Source organism: Granulicella sp. S156 (genome assembly GCF_009766105.1).
In the GTDB taxonomy this organism is placed as follows: domain Bacteria; phylum Acidobacteriota; class Terriglobia; order Terriglobales; family Acidobacteriaceae; genus Granulicella.
This window is the reverse complement of the sequence record NZ_LMUH01000009.1, coordinates 269,276-283,082: the sequence shown is the minus strand read 5'-3', so window position 1 is coordinate 283,082 and position 13,807 is coordinate 269,276. Positions and strand designations below refer to the sequence as shown.

Here is a 13,807-nt window from a genome sequence, read left to right as displayed (position 1 = left end):
CCTATGTTCAGGTATATCGCCACCATCCTTGGCGGGATATTGCTATCAGCTCCCCTCGTGGCGGAAGTCACTCCGTTTCCGCCCAGCTTTCACACAGAAATGGTTCCGACGAACGGCACCAATCTCTACGTCCGAGTCGGCGGCAAGGGTCCGGCCGTGGTGCTGTTGCATGGCTTCGGCTTTACGGGTGATATGTGGGCGCCTCTGGCAATTGTTCTGGCCAAGGACCATACCGTGATCGTCCCTGACCTGCGCGGCATGGGTATGTCCGATCACCCGGATACCGGCTACACCAAGAAGAACCAGGCGGTCGACATTGCCGGCGTGATGGATGCACTCAAGGTCCAGAAGGCAGACCTGGTCACACATGACATCGGCAATATGGTCGGCTATGCGTTGGCTGCTCAATATCCAGCCCGGATCACGCGCTGGGTGGTGATCGATGCACCTCTGCCCGGAATAGGCGATTGGGACAACATCGTTCGCAGCCCGCTGCTGTGGCACTTCGATTTCCGAGGTCCTGACGAGGAGCGTCTGGTGCAAGGCCGGGAGCGCATCTACCTCGATCGCTTCTGGGACGAGTTGTCCGGAGACCCCAAGAGGATCGATGAAGATACCCGGCAGCACTTTGCTGCCCTGTACGCACGGCCGCATGCGATGCACGATGCCTTCGAGCAATTTGGGGCACTCCGCCAGGACGCCGCCGACAACAAGGCGTTGCTCGCCGAGGGCGGCAAGATCACCATGCCGGTGCTTGGCATCGGTGCCGAGAAGTTTTTCGGCAAGAACATGGCCGATCATATGCAGTTCGTCGCCAACAACGTCACGGGCGGCATCGTACCCGACTCCGGGCACTGGATCATGCAGGAGAATCCAGAGGCCACCATCAAGCTGGTTACAAATTTCCTCGCCAAGTAGGCTTGGGCTTCATACAATCTGACCCGAGGGCGCGGTCAAGCTCGCTGGACCGCGCCCTCGCCGAAGCATCGGCAGTGTGTAGTTGGGACCCGCGTGTTACCCAGCGATACTCCGGGGCAGCCACATAGCTCCTTTTCTCTGATCACAGGAGGTCATAATGGCAAATCGAGTGGGTTCAAAAGCGTGGACGGATAATCGACTGACCTCGCGTTTGGGACTGGAATACCCGATCATTCAAGGTCCGCTCGGAGGCTTGTCCTCGCAGCGGCTCACGGTAGCCGTTTCGAACTATGGGGGACTCGGATCGTTCGGTGCTCATGGCCTCAACCCGGAAGCTATCCGGAAAGTCATTCGCGAGATCAAGAGCCTCACAGCAAAGCCCTTTGCGATGAACCTGTGGGTTTCCATGGAAGATGAAGTAGCTCTCACTTCAACGGAAGAGGCATTTCGCCGTAGCCTCTCTCCTCTGGCGAAACATATTGAAAGTGTCGGAGGAGTCAAACCCTCCTATCTCCCGTATGAACCCATTCGTTTCGAAGATCAAGTGCAGGTTCTCCTGGAGGAAGGGATCTCCGTATTCAGCTTTATTTATGGCATTCCCTCCAAACAGATTTTGGACGAGTTTCGCCGCCAGGGAGTCGCTCTGATTGGAACAGCAACCACCGTGGACGAAGCGGTTGCTCTGGAGCAAGCGGGGGTGGACGTCATTGCAGCCTCCGGCTTTGAAGCAGGTGGCCATCGCGGCTCCTTTCTGCAAGCGTCCGAAGATTCCCTGACAGGAACCATGGCCTTGGTGCCGCAGGTCGTCGATGCCGTGAGGCTCCCGGTCGTCGCCGCAGGTGGAATTGGGGACGCCCGCGGAATCGTGGCAGCCTTCGCGCTTGGAGCGGAAGGCGTACAGATGGGAACCGCCTTTCTCGCGTGCGCGGAATCAGGAGCGAACGCGCTTCATCGCAAGGCTCTCCTCAGTGGCCAGGCGAAGCAGACCGCTCTTACTCGTGGGTTCACTGGAAGGCTTGGCCGCGGCATCAAGAATCGCCTGCTCGATGAACTCAACCAAAAGGGCACAGAGATCCTGCCTTATCCACTTCAACGTGCCCTCGTGCGGCATCTGGCGATACCGGCCGAGAAAGCAGGGAGACCCGAGCTCCTTCCTCTCTGGGCGGGACAGAACGCGAACCTATCGAGGTGTACAGATGTGCATGCACTACTCGACACACTTGTAACCGAAGTTTCTGAGATCGGCGGTGCTGTACAGAGTTGGAGCGCACATCGTCAACCAGCCCAAGCGCAAGACGATCAGCTGACAGGCGAAAGCAGATGAAAACTCCATCCAGGAAGCGCACAAGTGGCGTGTCAGGTAATGCGTACCCGGGTTACCGCATTGGATGCGGACAGTTAGAAGTCGGGTTAGTCTTCGTGCTATTGCGTTGAGGCATTTCAGTGCCATTGCGGAGGTGAGGAGACCGGTTTGGTCATTGGTTTGCTTCGGAGTAGCGTGGTGACATGATTGTGTCCAGGACTACCTGGGTAGGATCATCTGGATTCTCGTAGACCTGAACCTGATCGCCTGGTTGAAGAAGATGCCAATCGGGTGGGGGCAGGCCTTTGGTGGTGCAGCGGGAGGATGTTCCATTTGGTTGTGGCACATCGAGCTCAAGCAGCACATAATATTGCTCGGCATACAGGCGGTAGACATTCTGCCCGGCACTTTGCCCGGTCGGATATGTGCAGACGAGTGTGGCCCATACCTTACGCCCCACAGCACGAATCCTGTCATCACGTCTTAGGTTTTTGTTGGCGTACCAGCTATACAGACTGAAAAGACCGATGAAGACTGCCAGCGTCAGGACAGTGAAAAGAGCCTTTATAAGAAAGTCTTGCATGGTGTCGTCCTTTAGTTGCAGAGTGCATTTTACATACCAGCGATTTATCGAATTGGTCTCTCTCGTACCTCAGGAGCTGAAGGCCGCCATCACTACCCGCAACGTTCTGAGACATACAATTTGGCTGAGACTCAGGCTTGACCTACGAGGAGGGGTACACACTCTAAGTAGTCGCTATCAACATCTCCTCTGCGCTCGACGATGGGAGACTATCCGACCTGTCAGGAAAGTAGCGCTCAGTAAGCGTAGTTCCAGAGAGGTGCCGCGCCTCTTTAAAACCCGCTTTGCGCGCCATGGCGAGCATTTCCTGCGGGGTAAAAAAGCTGATGAAGGGTTTCCTGCTTCGAGTCTTCGCTGCCGGACGCCCTGCAGGCTTCGTGCTTGTTACCGGCTCTGGGGGCAAGAGGAAGGTCATGGCAAACGTGGAGCCGGGTGCGAACGTTGCGACCTGCTGCAAGGTGGCCTCAATCGCCTCTTTGGTGAGATACATGCTGACGCCTGTTGAAGCAACTACCGCAGGCCGGGAAGAGTCGAAACCAGCCGCCACCAAATGATCCAGCCAGGCATCGTCTACCTCGAAATCAACCGGCACGAGGTGCAGCCCTTTCGGGATTCCATAGCCGAGCTCGATCAACCGCTGTCGCTTCCACTCTTGAGAACCTGGACGGTCGATCTCGAATATCTGAAGATGGGAGGCGATCTCCGGACTACGCTGGGCAAAGGTGTCGAGACCAGCGCCGAGGATGACGTACTGTCCGACGCCGTGGGCAAGCTGCTCCGTGACGAGGTCTTCGACAAAACGAGCGCGTATGACGACACTTGCCCGGTAGCGAGCCATGGCAGCTCCCATCATGTCCGGACGGTTGCGCCATGCATTACTCGGGGCCACCAGCTTGAGGCCAATCTCATCTTCCAGTACATGCGGTAGTGGATCGATCTGGGCGTGCTGTGCTCGCCATAGTGCGACCCGAACTGCGGTGCTGTCAGGCTTTACGCTTTTCTTGTTCGCCATGATGCTTTCTCCATTTTGGATGGCTCGATCTCAAGTCATCCCCGCGATCTTCCGCAAACCCCTCGCCAAGGCACGGTTGCAGCAAGCTGCTTATAGCAGCTTGCGCCAGACCCGGTCATCATCGACACGGTCGCCTAACTTGAAGGTGCAGTGTCCGACTTCGCCAAAGCCGTGACGAGTATAGAAGCGCTTAGCCCGCTGGTTGTGGTCGAACACGGTGAGATAGATCTCGGGTGCACCATCGGCACGTGCGGTATCCAGCGCCCACTCCATCAATTGGTCGGCAATTCCCTTTCCATGCCATGTGCGTAGAACATAAATCTGTTGCAGCTCCATAGCTCCCGGCAGCGGAGCTGGCGCAGGAGCGACAAGCTGCGAGAGTTTGGCATAGCCAATTGGCCGATCCCCTATGGCAGCGATCCTCCAACGGATAGAGGGATCGGCGAGGTCACGCTCCATCCTGCCACCAGGCCCATATGATTCGTCGAGGAAACGAGTGAACGGCGCCGGATCGTAGAGATGTGCGAAGGTGTCGGAGAAAACCTCTCGTGCCATCGCCACCAGAGGAGCAGCATCCTCTTCGCTGGGTTTTGCGTAACGAATGATCTCGTCCAAAATATCCTCACACTATCGTTCAAAGTCGATTGGCCTTCCATATGGAAGGCCTGGTTTTTGGGAGGGAGCTGAGACCAAATTTTGGATGCCGAGTGCTACTAGTCACTATTATGCACTGGCGTCGATAAGCCCAGTTCGATGCTTGGGTCAAAATCAGAGTGCTTTTTATATTGGCTGCGGCAGAAAACAAGTACTTTCTGCCGCAGCCAACAGTTATAGGGTTTATGGTTTGCCGAATACGGGTGCAGTCCACTGGTCGCAGCGGAAAGGCCCAGGGAAGTCGGAAGGCCACCAGCCCTCAGCATGACCTAAGGTAATGCCGAGTACCACAACATACCGGTTATCTGGCAGTTGGATGCTCTTCACGATCTTGTTGCTATCCAGATGCAGAGTGTATTCATAGAGATTGAAATTCTGCGCATCCTGGCTGCCATCGTTCAAGTCACGGTAAGGCATAGTTGTCGCTATAGACTCACCCGGGAAGCCTTGCGGAGAAAACCAGTCACTGAAGCTCTGGGTTAAGTGAGAGACTGAACCGTCAAGATAGGTAACAGTAATCGTCTGTGCGGTCTGGCTACCCTGAACTCCAGTGGCCAGCAGATTCAAGGTTGAGAAGCGTCCTAGAGGCACTTTGATGTTCTTGCCTGCCCCGTAGACGACATCGGGTTGGTTGGCGGGTTCGACTGTGAATTGAACGCCGTTGGCTACAACATTCGTCACGCCACTCAGATCACCCAGCAGTTGTCCCGAGTAAGCTGCTCCACCACCGTCCAGTCCACCATCCGCTGGGAAACTGGTTCCATCTGGATAGATGCCTGTTGCGTTGAAGGCACTGGAAAGATCTACCTGAGTGCCAAGCTCCTCCTGTGTCAACGTGGCCGCCAAGATCACGACATTGCGATTGCTAGGCAACGTCAGGCTCTTGACTATCTTGTGATTGTTCAGCACAAGCGTGTAGCCATACAGATTGAACTGCCGTGCATCTTTTGTACCTAGTGCCGTATTGCGATAAGGCATAGCGATGGCCTCGGCTTCGTTCAGGTTAGTAGAGGGGCTGAACCAATCGCTGTAGCTCTGCGTAAATTGAGAGGTTGTGCCATCGGTATAGGTAACTGTGATGACCTGTGCTGTCTGATTGCCATTGATACCGGTGGCGAGCATCTGGAGTGAGGTGAAACGGCCTGGAGGCAGATCGATCGTTTGCCCCGTGCCATATATTGCATTCGGGACGTTAGGCTTCCCAAAGAGGAACCGTACTCCATTCAAGGTGCGAGCGCTGGTTATAACGTTGGATGAGAAAGCATAACCATCGCCATCCAGACCGTTGGTCGTGAAGGTTGTGCCATCGGTATAGACGCCGGTGAGGTTATACGCAGAAGCAAGGTTCACTGGCACGCCGGTACCGCAGTCACCGAGAGCTGCGCTTACAGCAACGGCCAATGCAGGCACTACCTGTGTAGTGCCACCGGATGTCCCCGTGACTTCTATCTCTCGAATGGGCAGAGTCGCCGCAGTGCTGGCGGCTTTGAGAGACAGCGTGCTTGTCCCTGCTGTGCCACTCGGTAGAATCTTCGCCGATACGCCATCCGGCAAGCCGCTCGGAGCAGTGAACGTTACGGTACCTGCGAAACCATTCTGCGGTGTTACTGCGATCGTGCCGGTAGCCGTCGAACCTTGGTTGATATAGATTGTGGTCGGAGAGGCAGAGACTACGAACGACGGCAATGCAAGCTGCACATAAGCAGTCTTCTGTAGGCCATTGCTGATTGCGTTGATGGCCAGGAGGAGATTGCCTCCCGGTGTCGCTGCAGTTGTCGAGACACTCAGAGCCGAAGAGCCAGAACCTGTGATTGTGGTTGGGCTCAACGTAGCAGTTACTCCGGCAGGCGCTCCAATAGTCGCTACGGACAAAGCAACAGCGCCGCTAAAACCGTTCGACGCTGAGACAGTTACAGTGCCTGACGAACTACCACCGGGCGTCAGAGTAATCGTGCCGGGCGATGCAGTTACAGAGAAGTTTGGGCTGCTTGCGCTGGAGGGTGCAAGAGAGTCGATCAGGCTTTGTCCATTTGGGGTTCCCCAACCAGTAACCAGATCATAGCCGGCAACGGCCGAAAACATATTTGGGCTGCTGCTGTTGAAATCGTTGCCTGTGCTTATGTCATGGAAGAGGCTGGTGTAAGTGCTCCCCTGGCCGATTGTGTAGAGTGTTGGATTGAGAAAACCGACGGGGCTGCCATTTGCCTGTTCGTTGGCGAGGGCAAGAAACCCTGCCCATCGTGGCGCTGCAAGACTTGTTCCTCCAAGTCCGCCTCCACACGCGGCATTCAAGCAGTTGTAGTTGTCTGTATTTGCTTCTGCGGCAACGTCCGGAATATTACGGAAGGTTGTTGATCCCTGATTCGCAGCATTGATGACAGGCACCTGGTAGTTGGCGATTGGAGCCTGAGTATTCCACCCTCCACCGCTACCGATCCAGCCCATCTCCGATAGCCATGGACCGCCTGCGCCAGATGTAGTCAGATCCGTTCCGCCAACAGCAGTAATATAGGTGCTATTGCCAGGATAACCAACACCTCCGACATTGGCGCCCGCATCACCGGACGCAACAAAGACGTTCTGCCCCTGGGCAACGAGCTCCATGAAAATCTGCTCATAACCCGGTTCCGTGCTGGGCGTTCCTCCCCAACCAAAAGAAAGGCTCAGCTGCTTGGCGATATTATCGGTTGCGGCCTGGGTGAATGCAGTGAGAGCATCGCTGCCCGAACCATACGCCTCATAAATAATGAGGCCGGAGAGGCCGGGTGCCATGGAGATGGACTGCTCCATATCGGCAACCTCTTCTCCATCATCACAGCCATTCGCAGCGGGCGTGCCCAGACAGACACCATCAACATCGAGAAGCACGTTGTAGATCGGGACATTGAGCGGTTGCCCGATGGTGCTGAAGTATGCCTGCACATCGCTGAGGTTGTATGGTCCCAGTTCGATCAGGCCCAGCGATTGGCCGCTGCCATCCAGCGTAACGCCGGGAGCATAGGCAGCACGGATGTCACTGCCGAGAAACTGACCGCTTTGTCCTGATCCAGTGGTGTCGCTGTGCACGGCGTCACTTGTCGCGGCGTGCTTCAGCATGGAGTGAGGCAGATTCTGAGTGCTTATACCATCTACGCTCAGAATAGGCACGCCTGCTTCTACAGATGGCTCTACATCGGGAGCATAGAATTTCCTATTCTCTGTTGAATGCTGGTAACTATTCATCTTCACGTGGAAGGCTTGTTCCACACTTGAACTATTTCCACTCACGTTCACCAAAAGGCGATTGGAAAATGTGCGGGTCACGGACAAACCATGCGTTGCAGCAAATGCCGTTACCTTGTCATAATCCTGCGCCGTGGGTCCATATTGATCGATGAACTGCTGCACGGTAAGAAAATGGTGATAGTTCGGACTGGATGGGTTATAGAGTTGCTGCAAAAAAGTTTCCAGCTGCGGCTGGTTGCGCAAAGGAAGTGAAAGAGACAAATGCATCTGTTGTGATGCTGGGAGGCGCGCTAAAGGCTTCGCGTTTAGCGGTGCGGCTACATGACTGTGAAGCGACTGAAACCCCTGTGCCGATGCAGATCGCATAGGTACTGAGGTTGTTAGTAGTAACAGGACGGCCCAAATGGCGAACATAAACGAACGAGAATAAACCGCAGATTGACGCATAGTTCTTCCTGCCTCCATGGTGATATACACAGATACTGCTTAGTGCTCATCTCTTTATGTGAAGCATTCGATACAAACTGTCACGCCAAATTCGCGTGGATTGTAACTACGGCAGAAGAAGCCGCTCGAAGTGAACATGCAGGCATAACGTTATCTTTTCATGGTGTGAGGCTTTAGACACACGGCTCGATAAAGCTTGTGTGAAGGCATGACGATCTCTCGGTATTCGCTTTAAACTCTTGGTGACGGGCATCCACAGGAGTGCCGCAGTAAAAGACGTGTCTTCACTTCGATCTTCTGAGGGCGCTTGGAAGCAGACGATTTGCGAGATTTATGGGGGCCACGAAGCTCATTGAAGAGTAGTTCGGTGGCTATTCTTCCGATTTCTTCAATTGGCTGTTGAACCACGCTGATCGCCGGACGAAGTGCCGAGGCTAACTCCAAGTCATCAAACCCCAGCAATGCGATCGTACCGGGTACTTTGACGTTTAATTGTTGCAGGACCTCAAAGGCATAGACGGTAGTACTGTTCTTCAGAGTAAAGATCGCGTCGGGTGGATTGGCCGCTTTGAGAGACGTTTTGATGGCATGCTCGGCAGATTCGTAGTCTCGAATCGAAGTGTCCAGCATGGCGATCAGACCCGCCGATTCGATAGCCTTGCGGTAGCCACGTATACGCTCACGAATTGTATAGAAGTCGCTTTCCCCGGTTAGGCACAAAATGCGTTTGTAGCCGTGTTCGATGAGGTGCTGTGTAGCCGTAAAAGCGCCATCATAGTTATCCGCGACAACCGAGGGAATGTTCGATTTGAAGATGGGGCGATCAATGGAAACAGCAGGTATCGCGACACGTGCGAGCAAGTCGCACAAAGCGGCGCTCTGTGGGTTCGAAGGCGCAATGATCAACCCGTCAGTACGATGACGTATCAGAACGTTGAGATTTTCAATCTCTCTCTTGGCATCGTTGTGCGTAGCCGTAACAATCAACAAGGAGTCGTTAGTCTGGGCGATGGACTGTACAACTTCTGCACAGCTGGAGAAGAATGGGTCGGCAATGCTCGGGATGAGCAAGCTGATCGTTTTAGTGCGTTCACCTCTAAGCGAACGCGCAGCTTGATTTGGTGTGTAACTCAACGCCTTAATAACACGACGGACATGCGCCAGTGTTTCAGGATTGACGTTCTGTCCGCCGTTAATGACGCGAGAGACAGTGGTAGTTCCAACGCCAGCTTTTCGGGCGACGTCATTGAGCGTTGAGTGTGTACTCTTCTTCCTCATTCGGGAGCAATCCTATCAGGGCTTACGCACCCACAAGCGAATACCATTCGTTCGCAGAGTGCCATACTAAAGGATTAAAGAGCAAGGACGACTTGTTTTATTTTGCAGCTTCAGGGCGACAGCCCATGAAATACAGAAGCGGGCAAAGAGCCCCGCGAGGCTTATAGCCTTCATCCATTTCTGACGCCATACCGGGAGGGGACGTCCCTGGCACAGGTGTGCGCTATGCAGGTTTGTGGCGAGCTACATCGAGGCCACAAGGCTGAAATGGGACGAGTCCTGAACAATCGCTTTACTCCCGTAACTCTTTTGTTTGCCTTTGATACCTCTTCTCAGAGGCCGGAACCACATCGCTCCAAAATTTTTCCTTGACAGTCGTTGGATGATACGTGGTATGGTTTCGCGGAAACGAAAAATGTTAGTGGAATCGTTACCATCCTAAGATGGAAACCTTTCCAGCTACATAACCTGACGAAGAAAACGGGCGTGGATCGACGTATCCACTGACCCAAGAATCAACCTTTTTGGAGGAGGCCGCTCATGTGTAAAGCTCTGTACCGCTGCTTGCCAGTTTTTTTACTAGCCCTGTTCTTGTTTGTTGTGAACAGCTCGGCTCAAGATTTTCGTTCCGTACTAACAGGACAGGTAACCGATCCGACGGGAGCTGTCATCCCGAACGCCAAGGTAAAGGCGGTCAACGTCGACTCGGGAACGACCTATACCGGCAAAACGACCGGCAAGGGTGTTTATTACATTCCCTATGTGCTGCCAGGAACCTACACCGTGTCGACGGAGGCACAGGGATTTACAACGGCCGTGCAGGAAAAGGTGCTATTACTCTCCTCGCAGGTATTCAACCAGAACTTCAAGATGGCGGTGGGCTCGATCTCCGAGAAGGTGGTAGTGAGTGACGCGCCCCCACAACTGGAAACCGCAGACGCCTCGGGCAACAACGTCATCGGCACGCGCGAGATTGAGAACGTTCCCTTGAACGGCGGACAGATCTATGCCCTGATCGGCACGACGCCAGGCAGTCAACCGACGTATGCGGCGAACACGCAGATGAACGGTTATAACGCGCAAAGCTCGTACTCGATCGGGGGAGGCATTGGTAGCAATAACCAATTCACGCTGAACGGTTCGAACATCACGAGCCAATACACATACGATAACCAGGGCGCGGGTGAGTGGACGATCTCCCCGAACCTGGACAGCATCCAAGAGATCAACGTGATGACCACCACCTATGACGCGCGCTATGGGCGCACCAGCGGCGGCACGGTGAGTTCTGTGAGCAAAAGCGGCACCGACCAGTTCCACGCGACCGCGCGGTACGCCTATCAAGGCACGACGATGAACGCGAACTACTACCAGAACAACCTTGAGGGAGCTCCGCGTAACGGTGAGGTGCAGAACCAGTTCTGGATCACGGCGGGCGGGCCCATCATCAAAAACAAGCTATTCGTCTTTTTCGGCTTTGAGGGATTCCATCAATCGCTGGCGGCATCGATACTCGAAAATGTCGCGCCTGCCTATCTGCGGCCCGGATATAACGGTAACGCCGGTGTAGATTTTTCCCAGGTTAAGGCAATGGACCCAAGCACCTTTCCCAATGGTCTGCCGATCTATCAACCGGGAACGGGAGCCTGCCTCGCGGGCGGCCCAGTGACTTCCTGCAACAGCAATCTGATCGCCCAGCAGCTCTTTCCAGGAGACGCCATCCCGGGGTCGATGATTAATCCGACTGCAGCTGCCGTGTTGAAATACATTCCGCTACCCAATATTCCCGGGGCACAAAACTCAGCGAGTGCAAATAACTACTTTGCGCAGAACCCAGGCCTGTTGCACTACAACCAGCCACAGATCCGCGTGGATTACAACCTGAGCGACAAGACGAAACTGTACAGCTACTACATATATTCCAATGGCGCCCAGTTTCAAAACGGCAACGGATTCACTGGGGTTGCCGAAAATGGAACTATCAACGCGGTACACACTACCTGGGTGGCGACGCAGGACGTGACGCACGTCTTTTCGCCGACATTGACAGGTGATTTCAAGGTCTCCTTCAACCGCTACTACGCAAACTCCCCCAATGGCAATCTGAGCCAGCAAACGGATCCGTCGGCGATCGGTCTGGCGATGCCTCTGCCCGGCACCGCGAGTGCAAGCTACCTTCCTCAGTTCAAGGTGACGGACGGATGGGGTACCGGATTTACAGGGGGTAATCCTAATAGCAACAACAACATCTTCGGCAACAACGCCTTCAGCGCCAGCGTAACTAACAACTACACACTCAACGTGGACTTCACGAAGACCCACGGGTCGCATACGATGGAGTTCGGCGGCGAGATCGATGAGTTCCAATTCGGAGGCTACCCGTTCGGGGGCGGGAACGCGAACGGCAGATTCGGCTACAACTCAGCTTTCACGCAATATGATCCGCAAAACTCAAACTGCTACTCTCCCGGTGGCGGAAGCAATCCCACTTGCACAACCCAGAACGCCAACCAGAACGGGTCCGCTTTGGCGTCCTTCTACCTGGGTGATCCCTATAACGGCGGCGTCGACTGGATCGGGTCGATCATGGAAGGCTACCCGGTGTACGCGGGCTACTTTCAAGACAACTGGCGTGCCACATCGCGCTTGACCTTTAACCTGGGAATTCGCTATGACGTGCAGCGCGGACTCCGGGAACGGAACAACAACCTGAACCGAGGCTTCTGCCTTACCTGTGTGAACCCGATTGGGAACGAGGCTGCCTACCAGTCAAACGTAACGAACGCGGCCAATACCGCTGCATGGACAGCGGCCGGCATTGACACGGCCTCGCTCGGAACAGTCCTGGGTGGGATCGAGTTTCCCGGTGTCAACGGGCAGTCGCGCGATGCCTATGACACCGATTGGACCGACGTGGGTCCTCGTTTTGGTTTCGCCTATCAGATCAACCCCAAAACGGTGATCCGGGGCGGCTGGGGACTCATGTACTCGTTCGGGCTGGAGGGAGGCTCCAGCATAGGCGAGACTCAGACCACGAACTACACAGCCTCGACAGACGGTGGCAACACGCCGACGAACTACTTCAAGAGCGGGAATCCTTTTTCGACTGGCCTGCTTGCTCCCACTGGCAATAGCCTGGGACTGGAGACCGACCTTGGCAACGGCACCGTACAAGTAGACTTCCCGTCCCGCAAGATCCCCAAGGAACAGGTCATGTCCCTGGGTTTCCAGCGCGAGCTATCGTCCGGACTGGTTCTCGATGTCAGATATGCCGGAAATTTCACGACCCGCCTGCGCGCCTCCCTGTGGACCAATGGAACCGTGAGCCTCGCCCAGGAAGAGCAGGCCATCGCCAATCCGAACTACTTCAACGAACAGGTACCGAATCCTTTTTATGGCGTTCCGGGCATCTCAGGGCCGGGACAGTGCGGCACATCGACGACGATCCCCGCGATCGAGCTGCGCACGATCCTGCCACAATATTGCAGTCCCGGCGGCACGGGACTGGTGGGAGAATACAACGCACCGATCGGGGGCAACTTCTACAACGCTCTGGAGGTTAAGCTGAATAAACGTGTGGGTGGAGGCCTAGGGCGCGGCTTGAGTTTCCAGATCTCCTACACGTATTCAAAGACGATCAACGAGGACGGATACCTGAACGGCTGGCCCTATCAGGACATCCAACAAATTCATCAGCTGGCCGGCTCGGATCGGACGCACGTTCTGGCGGTCACATCGGTCTACAACCTGCCGATTGGGAGAGGTGGCCTGCTGTTAGCCAACGCTTCCCGGCCTTTGAATGCATTGGTTGGTGGCTGGATACTGGGCGGTGTGTTCTATGCCGAAAGCGGAACGCCAGTCGGAGTCAACACCGGGTGGTTTTACACTTGCGATCATAGCTATAAACCGCAAGGAGGCTCGACGCTGGGCCACTGGTTCTCAACCGCAAATGATCCAAGTTCCTGCTGGCAGGGCATCCCGCCCTATGGCCTGATGAACCTGACTGGCACAACGGGGCAAGTGCGTAATCCGACAATGCCTGACTTGGATCTTTCACTTGAAAAGTCCGTGCCAATCTCGAATCGTTTGAACTTCACGCTGCGCCTGGATGCATTCAACGCAACGAATTCGGTGCTCTTCGGGGGCCCTGATACGAATCCTGGCGACGGCCCAGCCACGTTCCAAGCTGGTTCCGGTTGGCACGGGTTTGGCACGGTGGGCTACCAGCAGCAGAACATCCCCAGGGTGCTACAGCTCGAGGGCAAGATCACGTTCTAAAGATGTAGGTATAGGCCCCGGCAGAAGCTGCCGGGGCCTATATTTTTCCTTTCAGGCATAACAAGAAACGGACCGTTCATCACTTCCTAGCGCTGAGCAAAGACAATCG

Annotated in this window: 8 protein-coding genes; 3 read left to right on the top strand and 5 right to left on the bottom strand. The window is 55.0% G+C overall.

Features of this window, described 5'->3' with window-relative positions:
- Window positions 1-3: 3 nt before the first annotated feature.
- Window positions 4-918, top strand: a complete 915-nt coding sequence (locus GSQ91_RS08745) for an alpha/beta fold hydrolase (RefSeq protein WP_158821157.1) — start codon at window positions 4-6, stop codon at window positions 916-918.
- A 157-nt stretch (window positions 919-1,075) separates the two neighbouring features.
- A complete protein-coding gene (locus GSQ91_RS08740; RefSeq protein ID WP_158821156.1) occupies window positions 1,076-2,242 on the top strand; it encodes a nitronate monooxygenase family protein in 1,167 nt (388 codons plus the stop codon).
- Between the two features lie 151 nt (window positions 2,243-2,393).
- Here GSQ91_RS08740 and GSQ91_RS08735 read toward each other — a convergent pair whose 3' ends face one another.
- The 5 genes from GSQ91_RS08735 to GSQ91_RS08715 all read right to left on the bottom strand — a co-directional run bounded on the left by GSQ91_RS08735 (window position 2,394) and on the right by GSQ91_RS08715 (window position 9,420).
- A complete protein-coding gene (locus GSQ91_RS08735; protein WP_158821155.1) occupies window positions 2,394-2,804 on the bottom strand; it encodes a hypothetical protein in 411 nt (136 codons plus the stop codon).
- Between the two features lie 163 nt (window positions 2,805-2,967).
- Window positions 2,968-3,816, bottom strand: coding sequence for a class I SAM-dependent methyltransferase (locus tag GSQ91_RS08730; RefSeq protein WP_158821154.1), 849 nt, complete (start codon window positions 3,814-3,816; stop codon window positions 2,968-2,970).
- A gap of 90 nt (window positions 3,817-3,906) precedes the next feature.
- Window positions 3,907-4,431, bottom strand: a complete 525-nt coding sequence (locus tag GSQ91_RS08725; RefSeq protein ID WP_216845146.1) for a GNAT family N-acetyltransferase — start codon at window positions 4,429-4,431, stop codon at window positions 3,907-3,909.
- 222 nt (window positions 4,432-4,653) lie between these two features.
- A complete protein-coding gene (locus GSQ91_RS08720) occupies window positions 4,654-8,109 on the bottom strand; it encodes a protease pro-enzyme activation domain-containing protein (protein ID WP_254064471.1) in 3,456 nt (1,151 codons plus the stop codon).
- 264 nt (window positions 8,110-8,373) lie between these two features.
- Complete coding sequence (locus GSQ91_RS08715) at window positions 8,374-9,420, bottom strand: LacI family DNA-binding transcriptional regulator (RefSeq protein WP_158821152.1); 1,047 nt, start codon at window positions 9,418-9,420, stop codon at window positions 8,374-8,376.
- A 540-nt stretch (window positions 9,421-9,960) separates the two neighbouring features.
- Here GSQ91_RS08715 and GSQ91_RS08710 point away from each other — a divergent pair.
- On the top strand, window positions 9,961-13,698 hold the full coding sequence (locus GSQ91_RS08710; protein ID WP_158821151.1) for a carboxypeptidase-like regulatory domain-containing protein: 3,738 nt from the start codon (window positions 9,961-9,963) through the stop codon (window positions 13,696-13,698).
- Window positions 13,699-13,807 lie beyond the last annotated feature (109 nt).